General features: G+C 34.5%; 19 protein-coding genes and 1 pseudogene. 10 read left to right on the top strand and 10 right to left on the bottom strand.

Annotation, left to right across the window (positions count from 1 at the left end; genetic code table 11):
- Positions 1-15: 15 nt before the first annotated feature.
- From ACEN2H_RS03780 to tsaB, 3 genes are all read left to right on the top strand, one after another.
- Positions 16-1,386, top strand: a complete 1,371-nt coding sequence (locus tag ACEN2H_RS03780; protein ID WP_441730550.1) for a TolC family protein — start codon at positions 16-18, stop codon at positions 1,384-1,386.
- 6 nt (positions 1,387-1,392) lie between these two features.
- Positions 1,393-2,682, top strand: a complete 1,290-nt coding sequence (locus tag ACEN2H_RS03775) for an efflux RND transporter periplasmic adaptor subunit (RefSeq protein ID WP_441730549.1) — start codon at positions 1,393-1,395, stop codon at positions 2,680-2,682.
- 65 nt (positions 2,683-2,747) lie between these two features.
- Complete coding sequence (tsaB, locus tag ACEN2H_RS03770; RefSeq protein ID WP_441730547.1) at positions 2,748-3,419, top strand: tRNA (adenosine(37)-N6)-threonylcarbamoyltransferase complex dimerization subunit type 1 TsaB; 672 nt, start codon at positions 2,748-2,750, stop codon at positions 3,417-3,419.
- A gap of 228 nt (positions 3,420-3,647) precedes the next feature.
- Here the strand turns inward: tsaB and ACEN2H_RS03765 are convergent, their stop codons facing one another.
- Together ACEN2H_RS03765 and ACEN2H_RS03760 are read right to left on the bottom strand one after the other, a co-directional pair.
- Positions 3,648-3,767 (bottom strand): dodecin domain-containing protein, encoded by a 120-nt coding sequence (locus tag ACEN2H_RS03765; protein ID WP_441730733.1) that lies wholly within the window; start codon positions 3,765-3,767, stop codon positions 3,648-3,650.
- Between the two features lie 134 nt (positions 3,768-3,901).
- Positions 3,902-4,801, bottom strand: coding sequence for a NifU family protein (locus ACEN2H_RS03760; protein ID WP_441730545.1), 900 nt, complete (start codon positions 4,799-4,801; stop codon positions 3,902-3,904).
- Between the two features lie 157 nt (positions 4,802-4,958).
- Here ACEN2H_RS03760 and ACEN2H_RS03755 point away from each other — a divergent pair, with 157 nt between their 5' ends.
- Together ACEN2H_RS03755 and ACEN2H_RS03750 are read left to right on the top strand one after the other, a co-directional pair.
- Positions 4,959-5,957: a PorP/SprF family type IX secretion system membrane protein gene (locus ACEN2H_RS03755; RefSeq protein ID WP_441730543.1), complete on the top strand. Its 999-nt coding sequence runs from the start codon at positions 4,959-4,961 to the stop codon at positions 5,955-5,957.
- Between the two features lie 18 nt (positions 5,958-5,975).
- Positions 5,976-6,491, top strand: a complete 516-nt coding sequence (locus ACEN2H_RS03750; RefSeq protein WP_441730541.1) for a gamma carbonic anhydrase family protein — start codon at positions 5,976-5,978, stop codon at positions 6,489-6,491.
- A gap of 10 nt (positions 6,492-6,501) precedes the next feature.
- Here ACEN2H_RS03750 and murI read toward each other — a convergent pair whose 3' ends face one another.
- The 8 genes from murI to ACEN2H_RS03710 form a co-directional block, all read right to left on the bottom strand.
- Positions 6,502-7,278 (bottom strand): glutamate racemase, encoded by a 777-nt coding sequence (murI, locus tag ACEN2H_RS03745; protein WP_441730539.1) that lies wholly within the window; start codon positions 7,276-7,278, stop codon positions 6,502-6,504.
- A gap of 113 nt (positions 7,279-7,391) precedes the next feature.
- Positions 7,392-7,892, bottom strand: coding sequence for an OmpH family outer membrane protein (locus tag ACEN2H_RS03740; RefSeq protein WP_441730537.1), 501 nt, complete (start codon positions 7,890-7,892; stop codon positions 7,392-7,394).
- A 25-nt stretch (positions 7,893-7,917) separates the two neighbouring features.
- Entirely contained in the window at positions 7,918-8,922 is a 1,005-nt protein-coding gene (locus ACEN2H_RS03735) for an OmpH family outer membrane protein (RefSeq protein ID WP_441730535.1), read from the bottom strand.
- 34 nt (positions 8,923-8,956) lie between these two features.
- Positions 8,957-11,686 (bottom strand): outer membrane protein assembly factor BamA, encoded by a 2,730-nt coding sequence (gene bamA / locus ACEN2H_RS03730; RefSeq protein ID WP_441730533.1) that lies wholly within the window; start codon positions 11,684-11,686, stop codon positions 8,957-8,959.
- The gene (locus tag ACEN2H_RS03725) at positions 11,619-12,359 is read right to left on the bottom strand and encodes an isoprenyl transferase (protein WP_441730531.1); all 741 of its coding nucleotides are present in this window, start codon (positions 12,357-12,359) and stop codon (positions 11,619-11,621) included. The genes bamA and ACEN2H_RS03725 overlap by 68 nt, the downstream gene beginning before the upstream one ends.
- A 4-nt stretch (positions 12,360-12,363) precedes the next feature.
- Positions 12,364-13,047, bottom strand: coding sequence for a DUF6089 family protein (locus tag ACEN2H_RS03720; protein WP_441730529.1), 684 nt, complete (start codon positions 13,045-13,047; stop codon positions 12,364-12,366).
- 168 nt (positions 13,048-13,215) lie between these two features.
- On the bottom strand, positions 13,216-14,100 hold the full coding sequence (locus tag ACEN2H_RS03715; RefSeq protein WP_441730527.1) for an NAD kinase: 885 nt from the start codon (positions 14,098-14,100) through the stop codon (positions 13,216-13,218).
- Positions 14,101-14,173: 73 nt separating this feature from the next.
- Positions 14,174-14,830, bottom strand: coding sequence for a CBS domain-containing protein (locus ACEN2H_RS03710; protein WP_441730525.1), 657 nt, complete (start codon positions 14,828-14,830; stop codon positions 14,174-14,176).
- A gap of 117 nt (positions 14,831-14,947) precedes the next feature.
- Here ACEN2H_RS03710 and ACEN2H_RS03705 point away from each other — a divergent pair, with 117 nt between their 5' ends.
- The 5 genes and pseudogenes from ACEN2H_RS03705 to ACEN2H_RS03685 form a co-directional block, all read left to right on the top strand.
- The gene (locus ACEN2H_RS03705) at positions 14,948-15,661 is read left to right on the top strand and encodes a pyridoxine 5'-phosphate synthase (protein WP_441730523.1); all 714 of its coding nucleotides are present in this window, start codon (positions 14,948-14,950) and stop codon (positions 15,659-15,661) included.
- A gap of 137 nt (positions 15,662-15,798) precedes the next feature.
- Positions 15,799-16,560 (top strand): alpha/beta fold hydrolase, encoded by a 762-nt coding sequence (locus ACEN2H_RS03700; RefSeq protein ID WP_441730521.1) that lies wholly within the window; start codon positions 15,799-15,801, stop codon positions 16,558-16,560.
- 46 nt (positions 16,561-16,606) lie between these two features.
- A complete protein-coding gene (locus ACEN2H_RS03695) occupies positions 16,607-16,951 on the top strand; it encodes a phage holin family protein (RefSeq protein ID WP_441730519.1) in 345 nt (114 codons plus the stop codon).
- 99 nt (positions 16,952-17,050) lie between these two features.
- Positions 17,051-17,419 (top strand): hypothetical protein, encoded by a 369-nt coding sequence (locus ACEN2H_RS03690; protein ID WP_441730518.1) that lies wholly within the window; start codon positions 17,051-17,053, stop codon positions 17,417-17,419.
- 151 nt (positions 17,420-17,570) lie between these two features.
- Positions 17,571-17,915: pseudogene (locus ACEN2H_RS03685) on the top strand (heavy-metal-associated domain-containing protein); the annotation flags it as partial.
- Positions 17,916-17,926: the final 11 nt, after the last annotated feature.

Raw genomic sequence — 17,926 nt, 5'->3', positions numbered from 1 at the left:
TTTCATTCAAAACTCATGAAAAAAAATAGTTGGATCCCCTTAGTTTTACTTTTCGCTTTTAATTTGTCATCAAATGCACAGGAGAAAAAATGGACATTAGAGCAATGCGTTACATATGCATTGGATAATAATATTTCAATCAAACAAACGGCATTAGATACTGAAACTGCTCAAATTGATAAAAGAGGAGCAATAGGTAATTTTTTGCCATCACTTAATGCTTCAGGATCTCATTCTTGGAATGTTGGTTTAAATCAGGATATTACTACTGGACTTTTACAAAATCAGACGACTCAATTTACATCAGCAGGTGCAAGTATAGGAGTGGATATTTATAAAGGTTTACAAAACCAAAATGCCCTGAGAAATGCTAGACTTTCTGTAATAGCAGCGCAATATCAATTGAAAAAAATGCAAGAAGACATTGCTCTTAATGTTGCCAATGCCTTTTTACAAGTGCTTTTCAATAAAGAAAATTTGAAAGTACAAAAAGATCAATTGGCGATTGATGAGAAGCAGTTATTGCGTTCGCAGGAATTAGTTAATGCTGGGTCAATCCCTAGTGGCGATCTATTAGATGCAAAAGCGACTGTGGCAAACGATAATCAAAAATTAATTGCTGCGGATAATGCGCTGTTAATATCTAAATTAAGTTTGTCACAATTGTTACAATTAAAAGATTTTGAGAGTTTTGATATTGAGGATAGTACTCAAGTACAAGACGAAAACAATATATTGGCGCAAACACCTTTGTCTATTTATGATATGGCCAAAGAAAATAGAACTGAGCTTAAAATTGCTCAAACCAATTTGGAAATGGCTGAAAAAAATCTGGCTATTGCAAAAGGAGGTTTTCAACCTACTTTGCGAGGTTTTTATAATTTCAATAGTCGAATTTCCTATTCGGATATTGCACTTAGAGATAATCAAGGAGCAATTGTAGGAGTGCAATCTGCACCGCCATTCTTTGACCAGTTCAACAATAATAAAGGACAGTCCTTTGGAGCGCAATTGAGTATCCCAATTTTTAACGGATTCTCTGCAAGAAATAATGTAGAACGTTCTAAGGTAAACTTAGAGAAGTCTAAAATAGCATTAGAGCAACAAGAATTAGACCTTGAAAGGAATGTCTATTTGGCATTTACGGATGCTAAAGGCGCATTGAAGGCTAATGAGTCCTCATTGGTAGCTCTCGAGTCTAGACAAGCGGCATATGATTATGCCAAAGAAAAGTATGATGTAGGTTTGATGAATTCTTTTGATTTAAATCAATCGCAAACTTTATTGTCCAATGCGCAATCTGAAGTCCTTAGATCGAAGTATGATTACATATTCAAAATTAAAATATTGGAATTCTATTTTGGAATCCCCATCATTAAAAATTAATTAAACATGTCAAAGAAAACAATTTATCTGTTAATAGGCGGAACTGTTGCAGTAATCGTATTATTAGTAGTCCTTTCAAAAACTGGAGTTATTGGAAACAAAGATGAGGGTAAGGAAGTTGAGATTACCACTGTTGCAGCTTCAACAATTGTGGAGACGGTTTCGGCTACGGGAAAAATTCAACCCGAAATAGAAGTTAAAATTTCATCTGAAGTGTCAGGAGAAATTATTTTGTTGTCGGTAAAAGAAGGACAAGTTGTAAAGAAAGGAGACTTGTTGGTTAAGATAAATCCAGATTTATACACCGCTGGATACAACCGTTCTGTTTCAAACTTGGCAGGTACAAAAGCAGGGCTAAGTCAGGCAGATGCACAGTTTAATGAAGCCAAAGCCAGTTATGAAAGGAATAAGGTTTTGTTTAAAAAAGGAATTATTTCCAAGTCGGACTGGGACAAATCAATCTCTTCTTTTGAAGGGTCAAAAGCAGCCAAACAAACTGCTTATTTTAATGTTCAAAGTGCTTCAGCTTCGGTAAATGAGGCGAGAGATAACTTAGGAAGAACAACTATTTATGCTCCGGCTGACGGTACAATCTCTGTACTTAATGTGGAGTTAGGTGAACGAGTACTGGGGACACAACAAATGACGGGTACTGAGATTCTAAGGGTCGCCAACTTGAATAATATGGAAGTTGAAGTTGATGTAAATGAGAATGATATCGTAAAAATAAAAGAAGGGGATGTTGCTAAAGTTCTAGTTGACGCCTATTTAAAAAAGCAGTTTAAAGGAGTTGTTACTAGTATTTCGAATTCAGCAAGCAGTACACTAACATCAGATCAGGTAACCAATTTTAAAGTTAAAATAAGAATTTTAAAAGAATCTTATCAAGATTTAGTGGTAGGTAAGCCGAGTGCTTATTCCCCATTTAGACCGGGAATGACCGCAACGGTCGATATTAGCACCAAAACAAAGAAAAATGTTCTGTCCGTACCTATAAGTGCGGTAGTTATAAAATCAGATACTACAGCAGTTAAAGAGTTGAAAACACAGAAAGATCTTGATGAAAAAAATGCAGCCCCTAAAAGTGACAAAAAATTCGAGTGTGTTTTTGTGAAAGTAGGAGACAAGGCTAAAATACGAATCATCAAGACAGGAATTCAAGACGATGCCAACATTGAAGTTAAAAGTGGTCTAAAAAAAGGAGATGTTGTAATCACAGGTCCTTATACAACGGTAGCTAAAGAACTCAATTCTGGAGACATGGTTTATGAGAAAGCAGATAAGCCAAAGAAATAAAATTGGTGTCATATTAGGATGTCCATCCTGAAAATGGTCAAAATTAATATCATAAATACTGAAGATTGGATTATATTCTCAACATCGAGACATCTACTAAAAACTGTTCTGTTTCTATAGCTAAAGAAGGTAAGACCATAATTTGCAAAGAAATTGCGGAAGAAGGCTATTCTCATGCAGAAAGATTGCATGTTTTTATAGAGGCAAGTTTAAAGGAAGCAGGAATAGTCTATAAAGATTTATCGGCTATTGCGGTCAGTAAAGGCCCAGGATCTTATACAGGACTTCGTATCGGTGTTTCAGCCGCTAAAGGGCTGTGTTTTGCATTAGGGCTTCCTTTGATCGCAGTAGATACATTGAAGGTGCTAGCTTCACAAGCAACTATTTCTGCAGGTCTGATTGTTCCAATGATTGATGCACGCAGAATGGAAGTATACAGCTCTATTTTTACGGCAGACTTTGAACGGGTAAGAAATGTCGAGGCTGAAATAATTAGCGAGAACTCTTTCGAAAGTTTTGAAGAAACGCTTTATTTTGTCGGAGATTGTACTGAGAAGTGCGAAGCTGTTTTAGTCAAAGAAAATTTTGTATTCCTGGAAAAAATAAAATATCCTTCGGCAAATGAAATGAGTGTACTCAGCTTTGAAAAATATAAAATGGGCGACACCGTTGATGTCGCTTATTTTGAACCCTTTTATTTGAAGGATTTTTTGATAACCACTCCAAAAAAGAAATAAAAAATCTAATTTTTGATTTTTTTTTACAAGGTCATAACTGTGCTAGAACTCTCAACTAATTGCAATTTAGTAGCTAGAAGAATAGAAAGCTAGCCTCAACTATTTATTTCTAAGAAAAATATCATAAAAAAAGCGTTTCATAGGAAACGCTTTTTTTCTTAATAGAGGTATTCTAGTCCGAATGCAAGGTTAAGAGTGACTGATATTCAGATATTTTACAGTCGCGTATTAGGCACTTTGGTCTTTCATATATAACGATTTTATATTTTTTGCAGTTTGTGATGCTCTAGTAAGGCCTTTTTGAGCTGGCTCTTTTCTGCTAACACTTGAATTGGAAAGTAAATCAATAGCCTTTGCTACGGATATAATTTCTATTTTTTTAGTGGTATATAAATTTAACTAAAAATTTCATAGTGACATTGAAAATATAGATGAAGTGCTTTTTAAGTATATGAAAATAAGCGGATTAATATTTAAATTACTTAATCGTTTACTGCCTCTACTTGAATTTTATCGTCGTTTAGCATACTCTTTAGCATGTTCTCAATACCAGATTTTAACGTAAATGTTGATGAAGGACAACCGCTACAAGCACCTTGAAGGATCACTTTTACGATTTTATCTTGCTCATTGTAAGAATCAAAAATAATATTTCCTCCATCAGCTGCCACAGCAGGTTTTACATATTCTTCTAGGATATTGATGATTTGTTGCGAGGTAACATCCAACTTGTCAAAATCCTCGTTTTTGGTTTTTTCTTGATTTTCTTTGGCTACAATTACGGTTTCGTCAAGCACAATTCCTCCATTTTCTATATACTGCTTAATAAAGCTTCTAATCTCTAACGTGATCTCTTCCCAGTTGTTTACTTCATATTTTGTAACTGAAATGTAATTTTCGTCAATAAATACTTCTTTTACGTATGAAAACTTAAATAATTCCCTTGCTAAAGGAGAAGGAGCCGTTTGATCTATATTTTTAAACTCTATTGCTTTCTTAGTTAGCATGCGACTAACGACAAATTTTAAAGCTGCAGGATTAGGCGTTGTTTCACCGTAAACGGTTATGGGTTGCTTTTTAGTTTTGTTTTCTTCGACTGTAAGAATGATCCCTCCATTGTTAACGAAAGTGTCAATTTGTTCCGCAACGGCATCTTTTACATCATCCCATTCCACGATGCTATATTTTTCAATAGCTATAAAATTCCCGGAGATGTAAACCGTTTTTACGAAAGCTAAGTGAAATAACTTTTGCGCTAGAGGGGATGCTTTTGCATCATCAATATTTTTGAACTCATAACTTTCGTTTTGAGTAATAAAATCTTCGAATTCAAACTTTATAATAGTTGGGTTTTGCGTTTCTTTAATGGTAACTTTTGTCATAACTTTTGTAAATTTCTACAAATTTAGGAAAGTTATTTTGCACGAATAACTATATTTGATATAATAATGAATAAATTAACTTTATTTTAGTTCTTCAGATGAATTTTAGATGATCTGTTCTTTTACGCTAACGTTAAATTTAAATAATAGTATCTCAATGCACATCAAATTTAGAATTTTATTAGTGTTCTTTCTTGCTACATCTTATTCTTTTTCTCAAGAGGGAATTCCTGTATACTCGGATTATTTGTCAGATAACTATTATTTGATTCATCCTTCGATGGCTGGTGCTGCAAATTGTGCCAAACTCAGACTCACCGGAAGGAAGCAGTGGCTTAGTCAGGATGATGCACCTGAACTTCAGACCTTAAGTTTTAACGGTAGGGTGAGTGAAAAAGCAGGAGCGGGAATTATTCTTTTTAATGATAAAAATGGGTATCATTCTCAAAAAGGAATCAAATTAACCTACGCATATCATCTTATGTTTTCTAGGGATGAAATTGATTTGAATCAACTGTCATTTGGTATAAGTGGTGGATTGATCCAGAGCCAGTTAGATGAGACAAGTTTTTTACAGTCTGGTGATTTTGACCCAATTATTGATGGTACCGTGGTGCAAAAAGACTCCTATTTTAATGTGGACTTTGGAGCATCATACAATTATTTGGATTTGTATGTGCACGGTACTGTAAAAAATGCGATTGAAATGCGAAGGGACATTTATACGGAATATGAAAGTGACAACTTAAGGAAATATTTGTTGAGTGTCGGTTATGTGTTTGGTGACCTAGATCGCGTAATGCTAGAACCGTCCATTCTGTTTCAACTTGTTGATCAAACCAAAGAAAAATCTATAGATCTAAACATAAAAGCTTATAAAAACATGAACTTCGGAAAAGTTTGGGGAGCCCTTTCTTATCGAAGAAGTTTTGACGGCGCTGAATATGCTGACGGAAATGGCGTGTCTAAACAAAAACTGCAATACGTTACTCCGATTGTAGGGGTCAATTTGAATAAGTTTATGGTCGCCTATACATATTCGCATGTAATGGGTCCTATTAAGTTTGACAGTGGAGGCTATCATCAAATCACCTTGGGTGTTGATTTGTTCTGTAAGCCGGTTAAATATGAATGTAAGTGTCCAGCCATTAATTAATTCTAACTTATATATTCAATGTTAATAAAATCTGTGAACGGGAAAACCCCCGTAATACCGAACGACTGTTACGTAGCCGAAAATGCAACTATTGTTGGAGACGTAATTTTTGGTGATTCATGCAGTGTTTGGTTTCATGCAGTTATCAGAGGAGATGTCAATTTTATAAAAATTGGAAACAAGGTAAATATCCAAGATGGTGCTATAGTACATTGTACTTATAAAAAGCATGGAACAATTATAGGGAACAACGTTTCAATCGGTCACAACGCTATAGTTCATGGTTGCACAATCCACGATAATGTTTTGATAGGAATGGGAGCCATAGTTATGGATAACTGCATAGTACAGAGCAACTCTATTGTAGCGGCTGGAGCAGTCATAACTCAAAATACAATTGTCGAATCTGGATCGATTTGGGCAGGTGTTCCCGCCAAAAAGGTTAAGGACATTGATCAATCTAATTTCGCAGGAGAAATTGCCCGTATATCAGATAATTATGTAATGTATTCTAGTTGGTTCAAAGAAGAATAGTTTAAAAGTGCTAAAAATCTTTCTCAATAACTTCGTATCTATTTTCTAGAATTCCCCTCAGTACTTTCGGATTGCTGTTGGTGTAAAAGACAGCTTCGTTTGAAGGTGTTGAAGAAAGTCCGACTTGCTCCTTGAGTATCCTCTGTGTTTGTTTGGCAACTGCTCGTCCAGAATCAATAATTTGGATATGCTGAGGAAGAATGTTCTTTATTTGTGGGATGAGATACGGATAGTGGCTGCAACCCAATACCAGATAATCGATATCGGCTTCAATCATAGGAATTAAGTAGGAGTGGAGAAGTCTTGTCATTTCGGGCGAATTCATATTGCCGTTCTCAATTAACTGCACTAATCCATGGCCTACTTGTTCTACTATTTTAGTGTTACGAAACATCTCAGTTGTCTTATTGAATAGTTCGCTGTTTAATGTCCCTTGAGTAGCTAGGATTCCTATAATTTGAGTCTTAGAATTCGCTACTGCAGGTTTTAGGGCCGGTTCAATTCCAATGAATGGAACTTCATATTTTTCTCTTAGTTCCCGGATAGCATTAGTGGTCGCCGTGTTACAGGCAACTACGATTAATTTACAGCCCATTTCGAGCAGTAGGTCTGTGTTCTTTATGCTTAATCCAATAATCTCTCTTTTGGATTTCTGTCCGTAAGGAGCATTCTTGCTGTCGGCCAAGTATATTGTTTTTTCATTGGGGAGCAAATTATGGATTTCTTTCCAAATTGAAGTGCCTCCTATGCCTGAGTCGAAAATGCCTATCGGTTGATTGTTATCCATCAAAACAAAGTTAATGTCTGTTGCTAATATAACCTAAATAATTTTATAACAAAAAAACCGCTCATCCTTTATTTAGTATGAGCGGTTTTTAAAAATATATTGGTTTGTATTTACTAGAAACCTAAGTCTTTTTTAACGTCAGCAGTCAAGTTTGGACCTTCAGCAAGTAAAAGAGTTGAACCATCTAATACATATTGGTATCCTTTGGCTTTCCCTACTTTTTGTATAGAAGTTCTCACTTTTTCCATCAATGGTTTTACGATATCAGATTCCTTTTGTTGTAGTTCTTTTTGAGCATTGTCTCTAAAGTCTACAATTCTTTTTTGCATGTCTTGAACTTCTTTAGAACGATCACCGTTTATTAAATCAGTAACTGTAGCAGACTCTGCTTCGTATTTTTTTAGTTTTGCTTGGTATTCTTCAACCATTTTTTTATAATCAGAATCATATGTTCCGCTTAATTGTTCTAGCTGTTTTTGGGCATCTAGCATTGCCGGCATTTTTGCCATAATTTCACTTACGTCAACATGTGCTGTTTTTGCTTGTGCGTTAATAGTTTGATTTGCTCCGAACATAAATAGTGCAGCAATTAATAAAGTTTTGATTTGTTTCATCGTTTTTAAAATATTAAGTAATTAATTATTGTTTTAGTTTAACCTGGTCTTCTTTTGATTTTTTTATAGAATCGCGTACTTCAAGCATTCTTACGCGTCTTTCTTCTACTGCTCTTTTACGGTCTTCGATCACTTTTTTGCGATCTTCTAACACCTTTGCCCTTGCGTCATTTTGATTTTGTTTGGCTTCTTCAACAGCTAATTTTGCAGCTTCTGTAGCATCAATTATGGCTGCTTTTTTGCTATCTGTAGCGGTAGAATCAGAAACCGTGCCATTTTTTTTAGCTTCTCTATCATCGATTATTTTTTGTCGCGCTTGCTCGGCTGCTTGTTTCTTTTCCTCTTGAGCTAATTTTCTATCAGCGATGATTTTATCTCTTGCATTTTTTCTCTCTTCTAACACTTTTTGTCGCTCAGCTAATTCTGGGTTATCGGCATCTGCATCGTCTTTGCTCTCTTTAGCATCTTCTGCATCAATTTGCTTCTTTGTCTGCTCTTCCCGTTTTTCTGCCCTATTCAAAACCCTTAACACTTGATCGCTGAGGTCGAACCTTTTTGCTGAAAAAAGCATTGTCAAGTCCGATGATTTATCAAATATAAAATCATATTTTTTTGTTTCTGCAATATCTTGTACTGCAGTAAAGACTTGATCTTGGATTGGCTTTACCAATATAGATTTTTGTGTCATCAAAAGCCCATAAGGCCCAAATCTTTTTTGCTGAAAATCTAACATTTCGTTTTCAAGAAACTTGATTTCAATTTCTCTTTCCTCTATTAGTCCTTTCGTTAGTAATGCTTTTTCTGCCTTAAGTGCTTCTTTTATTTTATCAATTTCTATTTTTTTGGATTCAATTTCTTGTTTCCATTTTTGCGCTTTTTGCTCTAACTGGACATTGGCTTCGATATAGTTTGGTACATTTTGTAAAATGTACTCCATATCGATGTATCCTATTTTGGTTCCTCTGGTTTGTGATTGAATAGTGTTTACTACAATCAACGCTAAAATCGGAATTAAAAAATGTTTTCTCATAGCCTTTGATATTAGAAAATCTTACTGCATTCTTTTAAAATTGTTGTCCAATAATGAAATGGGTTTCCCATCCATTTGGTTGTGTTTGCCCTGGCAGGGCATCAAAACCTTTAGCGAAATCGATACCTAATAATCCAAATGCTGGCATAAACACACGTAAGCCAACTCCTGCGGATCTGTTTAATGTAAATGGATTATAACTTTTAAAATCTTCATATGAAGAACCTGCTTCCAAAAACGCCAATGCATATATAGATGCGGATGACTTCAATGTTATAGGGTAACGCATTTCTAATGAAAACTTATTGTAAACCGTTGCTCCAAGTTGTTCTCCGTTATTATTTATCGGTGTCAACGAGTTGTTTGGGTATCCTCTCAATTGTACCGTTTCTCTACCATCCATTGCGAAATTTGCTAGTCCATCTCCCCCTACATAAAACCTTTCAAAAGGAACGATCCCTCTGTCCTGATTATAAGCGCCTAAGAAACCGAATTCCGTTAACGTTCGCAGTACTAATTTACCATAAACTTTAGTATACCAGTCGGCTTTAAATTTTATTTTGTAATATTCTAACCAATTAAATTTCTTTTGATCTACTATAGCTGGGTCCGCTGCCGCATCTTGATAATTGAACACCTTATTTCCTGCAGCGTCAATGTAATCACCTATGTTAACTGTATTGCCGTTTGCATCGACCTGATTTGACCTCTCTACGGTATTCTTTAATTTATATTCTTCTTTATCCCCTAACGTGGCATAGTCTGTACCGTTTAGTAATGAGTAGGGTGGAGTTAATTTAGCAGAAAGACTAAATTCTGAACCATAGGTTGGAAAAATTGGGTTTACTCCTTTATTATTTCTCGTTAGTCCTACTGTGTATGCGAAATTCCTCGAAGCTCCGTTTCCAAATGTAAACAATCCAGTGTTATAGTTCTTTAAATCATAATGTTGGTAGCTTACTGATTGTGATAATACAAAAAAGTCATCTGGTACTGTCAATCTTTTAGCTAATCCTACAGATAAAGTTAAAATATTAAAACTTTTTTCTTTGTCTACTCTTTGAGTTATGAAATTATTCAAGAATTGTTTACTGTATGATATAGAAGAACTAAACTGTACAGGCTTCTTCTGTCCAAACCAAGGTTCTGAAAATGACATACTATATGTTTGGAAATAGGTACTTGCTTGCAGTCTTAGTGATACCTTTTGTCCATCACCCATAGGTAATGGTTTATAGGCTTCTTTATTGAATATATTTCTGGCAGAAAAATTGTTAAATGATAATCCTACTGTCCCAATGAAACCACCACCACCATAACCTCCTTGAAGCTCAATCTGGCTAGAACCCTTTTCTACAAGTTGATATTCGATATCCACAGTACCTGCTGCAGCATCTACATTTTTGAAGTCAGGGTTTATGGCTTCAGGATCAAAAAATCCTAATTGTCCGATTTCACGAATGGTTCTTATAAGTAATTCTTTATTGTATTTTTCTCCAGGCTTTGTTCTTAATTCCCTGTAAATTACACGGTCATTTGTTTTGTCGTTTCCAACAACTGTAATTTTATTGAAGTATGCTAATGGTCCTTCATTTACTCTTATTTCGAAATCAATAGTGTCGTTTACTGTTTTAACTTCTACAGCATTAACAGTAGAAAATAAATAACCACTATTTTGATATAAATTTGTTATGTCTTCTCCGTCAGGTTTCGATTTATCTGCAATTCTTTTTTCAAGAAGGACACCATTATAGGTTTCTCCTTTTTTGACACCTAGCATTCGGCCCAGAGACTGATCTGAATAAACTGTGTTTCCTAAAAATTTAACATTACCAAAATAATATTTATTTCCTTCTTCTACATTTATATTTATAAATAATGCGTTTTTGTCTTTATTATAGGTAATGGAATCAGATAGGATTCTAGCATCTCTGTATCCTTGCTCTTTATAGGAAGCAATGACTTTTTCCAAATCTGTTTTGTATTTTTCTTTTATGAATTTTGAAGCTTTCAAAATTCGAAATATATTTTTTTGCTTGGTATCTTTCATAGACTTTCGTAAACTTCTATCAGATATTTTTTCGTTGCCAATAAAATTAATTTCATTAATTTTTATCTTTTCACCCTTATCAACGTTTACAACCATATTGACTTGGTTTATTGTTGAGGTGTCTTTGATAACGTTGATGTTTACTTTCGTATTGTAGTAACCGTCTTTTTTATATTTATTCTCTATGTAGTTTTTTGTTGTCGTAATAAGGTTTTCATTGACAACTTTGCTTTTTGTCAAGCTGTTGTCTTTTATTAAAGCATCAGTTTTATTTTTTTTAATACCAACGAACTTAACGTTAGATAGTTTAGGGAGTTCGTTAATTTCCAAATCTAGATATATACTATCGTTTTGGATTCTGTTTATATAAAATGATATCTCATCAAAAAGGCCTAGTTTCCCCAGTTTTTTTATTGCATTACTTATTTGTTCCCCAGGGACCGTAATTTCTTGTCCTTTTTCAAGCCCGGCAAAAGTGACAACCGTTTGGTCATTGAAACTTATTTTGTTGGTTAGTACAACGTCGGCTAGTATGTATTTTTTACCTTGATCAAAAGGAACTCGTTCTTGAGCTTTTATCTGTGAAAAACTTCCCAAAATGAGAAGGGTGAGGACTGCTTTTATACTTTTATTTAACACTAAAAAATTATTTAATTTGTTCACTTGTTTTTCCAAATCTACGTTCTCTTTTTTGATAACTAATAATAGCCTCATATAAATCATCTTCTTTAAAGTCTGGCCACAATACATCAGTAAAATACAATTCTGCATAGGCTATTTGCCATAGCAGAAAATTACTTATCCTATGCTCTCCACTTGTTCTTATTAATAAATCTACGTCCGGTAAATTTTGCGTGTAAAGATGCTCATTTATAATGGAATCGTCAATAGTGTCTATTGAAATTATATTATTTTTAACTTTATCGCTGATGTTTTTTACTGCGTTTATAATTTCTTCCCTTGATCCATAACTCAATGCTAGAGTTAAAGTCATCTTAGTATTTGTTTTTGTTTTTTCAATCACATCAAGAAGTTCTTTTTGAGCGGATTTTGGCATTTTCTCCAAATTTCCGATCGTGTTCAACTTGATGTCGTTGTTTTGTAATGTTACAAGTTCTTTTTTTAATGATTTGATTAATATTTTCATTAAAGTATCAACTTCTAGCTTAGGTCTGTTCCAGTTCTCAGTAGAGAATGCGTAGAGAGTTAGGCTTTCTATGCCTAATCTTGCGCAGGTCTCAATTATGATTTTTACAGATTTTGTCCCGCTCTCATGACCAAAAGCCCTTAAGAATCCTTGTTGTTTAGCCCAACGCCCATTTCCGTCCATAATGATGGCTAAGTGTCGAGGTAAATTATTAGTGTCTATTTTTTGAAGTAAATTCATTTTTTTAGTCTGCACAATAACAAGGTTTTTCGCCAAAGGTATACGTTAATGTAAATCCTGAAAAAACGTACCAATCATTATTATTTATATTTCCAAATTGTAATCTTTTCAAACTTTCATTCTTGGGGTTGTTTCCGTCAAGATTGTCAGTAAGAGTGTATCGAGCTCCGATTTCCATTGCTAAAATCAAACTACGTGAAATAGTTGACTTAACGCCTAAAATCATCGGAATGGCAAATGAACTTGAGCTTTTGTCAACTTTTGTTTCTCTTGAAAACACGAAGAGTTCGTTATAGCTAAAATAACTTACTCCTGAATAAACGTATGGAGTGATTTTGTTCCCCAATTTATGAAGATTAAAATCAAAAAAATTAAACTCAAGGCCTAAAGATACTTCTTTTACGCTATTTTCAAAATGATTCCCTCTTTCACTTCTAGCGGGTTCTTTTGAATCCAGATCACTGGAGGTTATTTTTGATTGTGTATAGGAAAAACGATAAGAGTGCCTGGGACTTTTATTCCACTTATAAAGTAGGCCAAATGCTGGCTCGTTGGGAGTTATATAAGTGGTAGGTCCTACATCTCCTATGTAATTACTACCGCCTAGAAATAATCCAACTTCATGTATCTGAGATCGTATGGCTATACTCGATAATAAGCATATAAATAAGATGAAGATTTTAGTCATTTTAATTTAAAATTGCGTGCAAATATAATAATTATCGATAGGAATCAACATCCATTGTGTTAAATGTCATTATTATTTCACTTATGGACTAGTCGACTGATATTAATTGAAGTTTTTTAAGCTAAACGAAAAAAAAAGATAATATCGTATAGAAGAGCAACTAAAAATTTAATTCCTTTTGTCTTCACCCCAAAGCAATTTGCCACGAAGGGTTTTTAGAAAGGTTTCTTCTGGTATCTCTACCATATTTATTTGGAAAGGGGTTTTTTTTATGGTCAGTATTGATTCGTTTCCAACTGAAGTAATCCTAGAGTCCAATGAAACCAAATAGTTTTCTTCTCTACCAGAAACTTTTAATTTAATTTCAGTTTCGTCAGGGATGACAAGTGGTCTTGCGTTTAGGTTGTGTGGAGCGATTGGTGTAATCACCAATCCTCTTACATCTGGGGTGAGTATTGGTCCGCCACAACTAAGAGAATAGCCCGTTGATCCTGTTGGTGTAGATATTATTAGTCCATCTGCCCAATAGGAGTTCAGGATCTCTCCGTTTAAAAAAGTATCTATAGTGATCATAGAGGTTGTGTCTTTGCGACTAACAGAAACTTCATTCATTGCGAAGTTAATATCTTGAAGTGCCGCATTAGGAGGGTCACACGATAAACTTAATAGGGTTCTTTTTGAAATTGTATATTTTTTGTCGATGACAATTTGTAGAAACTCATCAATATTTTCTTTTTGAACAGTTGCCAGAAATCCTAATCTACCAGCATTTATACCGAGAATTGGTACGCCCGAATCTCGAACTAAGGTGGCCGCCCTTAATATTGTTCCGTCGCCACCAATGCTTATTAACATGTCAAAGTTGTGATCTAATTCCGTGTGAGACGAAAAAGTATTGTATTCTTTTTTTATTAGTTCCTTTTCATAGAGCATTTTCAAAAAATCAGCCTCAATAACTAATTCTACGTTGTTTTGATTAAAAAACACAAAAATATCTCTGATGATTGGTTCTGTACTGTTCTGGTAATATTGACCGTAAATGGCTACTTTCATTAGGCTACTTAATCTTTTGCTTATTAATTTTTGATTCGATCTATAAAGGCTATGTCAATAAACGAATAAACAATTACATATTAAGGTATTTGTCTAAATAGTCCGAACGTTCTTTTAATGTGTTTATATAATTGTCTTCGTGGTGGTCAGATGTGATTTCATAACCATACCTTCTGAAAGTTTGGACGATCTCATTTATGGCACCTAAGTTTATTTTAATAGTCACTTCGATATTATTAAGGTCCGATTCAGAAATAAATAGACCTAATAGTTTACCATTGTTGCTTTCCACTATTTGAGTAATTTGGCTCATAGAATAGTCCATGGCTCCCTTTTTAACTTTTATTATTTTTCCAGGTTCTTTTAAAAAAGGTGTTTGGTGAAAAAAGCTCATAATGTCCTCTATCTCATAGTAGCCAACGTAGTTGTTGTTTTGGTCCAAAACAGGTGCTAAATTAGTATGATTTTTTGCAAAAATCTCTAAAACTTCAATCCAAATAGAATCTGTTCTGGCAAAAAAAGGTTCGAGAGTGTATTTGTAATCAGTCACTTTTTTATCATTATCGAAAGTTTCGATGTCGTCAGAGGCAATACTGCCAATGAAGACCCCTTCTTCAAGAACAGGAAAATGAGAGTAATTTAATTCCATGAAAAAATCTTTAACAGTCGCAATAGTTTCTTGGCTGTCAATAGCTTTAAAATCAGTGGTGATGTAGTTTGTGATTTCCATGTTAAATAGTCTTCTTAATTTTTATGCAAAATAATCAAAAAAACGCAAAAACGGCTACCTTTTACTTTGTATTTTTGTCTAGATTAAACCTACATTATAAAATCAAAAAGTATTCTAATGACAAAGTTAAGTGTAAATATCAACAAAATAGCGACTTTACGTAATGCTCGTGGAGGGAATGTACCTGATTTACTAAAGGTTGCAACCGATATTCAAAAATTTGGTGCAGAGGGAATCACCATTCACCCCCGACCTGATGAGCGCCATATAAGGTATCAAGATGCTCGCGATTTAAAATCAATAGTTTATACAGAATACAACATAGAAGGAAATCCAGAAAAGTCATTTATTGATTTAGTTCTTGAAATAAAACCAACTCAAGTTACCTTAGTTCCTGATGCGGTAGATGACATTACCTCAAATGCAGGTTGGAACACCATAAAGCATGCTGGTTTTCTGACTGAAATTGTCCAGGAATTTCAGCGCAATGGAATCCGAACTTCCATATTTGTAGATCCCGTTCTCGAAATGATCGAAGGGGCAAAAATGATAGGAACGGAACGAATCGAATTGTACACTGAGGCCTTTGCGCATCAATATGCCTTAGGCAACAAAAGCGGAATAGACCCTTATGTTAAATCTGCCGTTCTGGCTAATGAGCTAGGTTTAGGAATCAACGCCGGTCATGATTTGAGTTTGGATAACATTCAGTTTTTCAAGCAAAATATTCCTGGTTTACTAGAGGTCTCTATAGGGCACGCTCTAATTGCGGAATCTTTGTACTTAGGCTTAGACAATGTGGTTAATATGTATTTGCAAAAATTAAAATAAAATAATTGGGGCGTGACCCGCAAAAAAAAGCGGGTCGGGCTATCCGCTACAATCTTTTTAATTATTTCGCTTTCGCTCCATAATCAAAAAGGATTTTCGCTATTATCCCTCACGCGCTCCCCAAAAACTAATAAGTAATGCTTTATTCAAAAATAGAAGGAACAGGAAAACCATTATTAATACTTCACGGATTTCTTGGAATGTTAGACAACTGGAAAACACTAGGTATGCAATTTGCGACAGAAGGTTTTCAAGTTCACATGCTGGATATGCGCAATCACGGCAGGAGCATACAGTCAGAAGAATTTAGTTACGAGATATTGTCCCATGACATCTATGAATATTGCCAAGGGAAAAATTTAAACAATATTGATATTATAGGGCATTCTATGGGAGGAAAAACAGCGATGTTGTTTGCAGCCACTTATCCAGAAATGGTAGATAAATTGATTATCGCTGACATTGGTCCCAAATTCTATCCCCAGCACCATCAATCCATTTTGGCAGGTTTAAATGCCGTTGATTTCTCCACAAAACCTAGTCGGTCTGAAGTAGAAGGGATTCTTTCAGAATACATAACTGATTTTGGTACTAGACAGTTCTTGATGAAAAGTTTATACTGGCAAGAGCCGGGACAATTGGCTTTTCGATTCAATCTATCCGTTTTTACCAGAAAAATGGACGAAATAGGGGTCGCGCTTCCAGAAACCGCCGTTTTTCAGAGGCCCGCGCTTTTTATCCGTGGCGGAAACTCCGATTATATTTTAGACAGTGATTTTGAAAACATAAAAAAACATTTTCCTAATGCAAAAATTGAAACTATTCCTAATGTAGGTCATTGGCTTCATGCTGAGAACCCGAAAATGTTTCATGAAATGGCGATTTCTTTTTTAAAATAAAACCTACTAAAAAAAATAGTGGTATATTTAGTAAAAACAAAAATATATGAAATTAATCATCAGAATTCTTATTACATCAGCTTTGGTTGTACTTATTGCCAACTTCATGACAGGAGTTCATTTAGACGGCTTCTCCACAGCCTTAATTGTAGCCGTTGTTCTCGGATTACTTAATATTTTTATTAAACCCATCATCGTTATATTAACATTGCCAATTACATTTATAAGCTTAGGGCTATTTCTATTGGTTATAAATGCAATTATTATCTTATTGTGTGATAATATTGTAGGAGGTTTTAGTGTGGATACTTTCTGGACTGCTTTGTTGTTTAGTATTATCTTGTCCCTCTTACAGTCTATCATGTATCAGATATTAGGTGAAAATAAATAGATCAACAGCAAAAGTTATTGATTAGAAGTTTGATATTAACAATTTTTTAGTGATGAACTAATATAGTTTCAGTAATTTTGTCACAGATTAAATTATAAAATGAAAAAAGCCCACATGTTACTAATCGTTTTGCTTGGCATCTTCTTGATGCCAAGCTCAGCCTTTGCATGTGGTGACAATTTGGCAAAAAAATCTTGTTCTAAAGAAATGTCTTCAAAAACGGGCATGAAAGATTGTTGCAGTAAGGACTCCAAGTCAAAAAACAAGAAGCACAGCGGTTGCAATGGAAAGTGTGGACACGCTATGTGCAGTGTTTCGTCTTTAAACATAGGGATAGTTTCTTCTATTCCTATAGAAATTGATGACAACGTCTTTAATTTTTCTACAAAAAAACAAAAGTTTTATCAATCCGTATCCTTCACTTCTGCTGGATACTCTTCCATTTGGCTTATACCCAAAATAGGCTAAAATCTTTTTTTGACAGCCAATATTCTGTCAAATTCAAAGCAAATACTGCTTTAAAATCATCTATTTATCGGCTATCTCAGTTGTTAAATTACAGTTTGGTTGCTGTGGCTTAATCATTGTGCAGCTTATTTAACTTTAAATTATTTATAAAATGAAATCACTAAAAATAGCGGTGACGGCTATAATGGTATTGCTGTCAATCACGATTTCCAATGCGCAAATAAAAAACGCAAAAACGCAAAACGTTAAAGTTTTGGGCAATTGCGGAATGTGCAAAGCCAAAATCGAAAAAGCTGGAAGTCTTAAAAACACAGCAATTGTAGATTGGAATAAAGACAGCAAAATAGCTCTGATTACTTATGATACTACCAAAACCAATCAGGATGAAATCCTAAAACGTATTGCCTTGGCAGGTTATGACAGCGAAAATAATGTAGCCCCAGAGTCTTCATATAAGCGACTGCCGGGTTGTTGTCAATACGATAGGAAAGAAAAAAAATAAGAACA

It is taken from the genome of Flavobacterium sp. W22_SRS_FP1 (assembly GCF_052113685.1).
Taxonomy (GTDB): Bacteria; Bacteroidota; Bacteroidia; order Flavobacteriales; family Flavobacteriaceae; genus Flavobacterium.
Note: the sequence above shows the minus strand (reverse complement) of the source record. Positions and strands in the feature narration are given on the sequence as shown.

Bases quoted from the DNA above. Each gene is read 5' to 3' on its own strand.
- ACEN2H_RS03720 (WP_441730529.1), bottom strand. From the start codon at position 13,047: ATGACTAAAATCTTCATCTTATTTATATGCTTATTATCGAGTATAGCC.
- ACEN2H_RS03735 (WP_441730535.1), bottom strand. From the start codon at position 8,922: ATGAGAAAACATTTTTTAATTCCGATTTTAGCGTTGATTGTAGTAAAC.
- ACEN2H_RS03755 (WP_441730543.1), top strand. From the start codon at position 4,959: ATGCACATCAAATTTAGAATTTTATTAGTGTTCTTTCTTGCTACATCT.
- bamA (WP_441730533.1), bottom strand. From the start codon at position 11,686: ATGAGGCTATTATTAGTTATCAAAAAAGAGAACGTAGATTTGGAAAAA.
- ACEN2H_RS03690 (WP_441730518.1), top strand. From the start codon at position 17,051: ATGAAAAAAGCCCACATGTTACTAATCGTTTTGCTTGGCATCTTCTTG.
- ACEN2H_RS03760 (WP_441730545.1), bottom strand. From the start codon at position 4,801: ATGACAAAAGTTACCATTAAAGAAACGCAAAACCCAACTATTATAAAG.
- ACEN2H_RS03700 (WP_441730521.1), top strand. From the start codon at position 15,799: ATGCTTTATTCAAAAATAGAAGGAACAGGAAAACCATTATTAATACTT.
- ACEN2H_RS03695 (WP_441730519.1), top strand. From the start codon at position 16,607: ATGAAATTAATCATCAGAATTCTTATTACATCAGCTTTGGTTGTACTT.
- murI (WP_441730539.1), bottom strand. From the start codon at position 7,278: ATGGATAACAATCAACCGATAGGCATTTTCGACTCAGGCATAGGAGGC.
- ACEN2H_RS03710 (WP_441730525.1), bottom strand. From the start codon at position 14,830: ATGGAAATCACAAACTACATCACCACTGATTTTAAAGCTATTGACAGC.
- ACEN2H_RS03740 (WP_441730537.1), bottom strand. From the start codon at position 7,892: ATGAAACAAATCAAAACTTTATTAATTGCTGCACTATTTATGTTCGGA.
- ACEN2H_RS03780 (WP_441730550.1), top strand. From the start codon at position 16: ATGAAAAAAAATAGTTGGATCCCCTTAGTTTTACTTTTCGCTTTTAAT.
- ACEN2H_RS03775 (WP_441730549.1), top strand. From the start codon at position 1,393: ATGTCAAAGAAAACAATTTATCTGTTAATAGGCGGAACTGTTGCAGTA.
- ACEN2H_RS03705 (WP_441730523.1), top strand. From the start codon at position 14,948: ATGACAAAGTTAAGTGTAAATATCAACAAAATAGCGACTTTACGTAAT.
- ACEN2H_RS03750 (WP_441730541.1), top strand. From the start codon at position 5,976: ATGTTAATAAAATCTGTGAACGGGAAAACCCCCGTAATACCGAACGAC.
- ACEN2H_RS03725 (WP_441730531.1), bottom strand. From the start codon at position 12,359: ATGAATTTACTTCAAAAAATAGACACTAATAATTTACCTCGACACTTA.
- ACEN2H_RS03715 (WP_441730527.1), bottom strand. From the start codon at position 14,100: ATGAAAGTAGCCATTTACGGTCAATATTACCAGAACAGTACAGAACCA.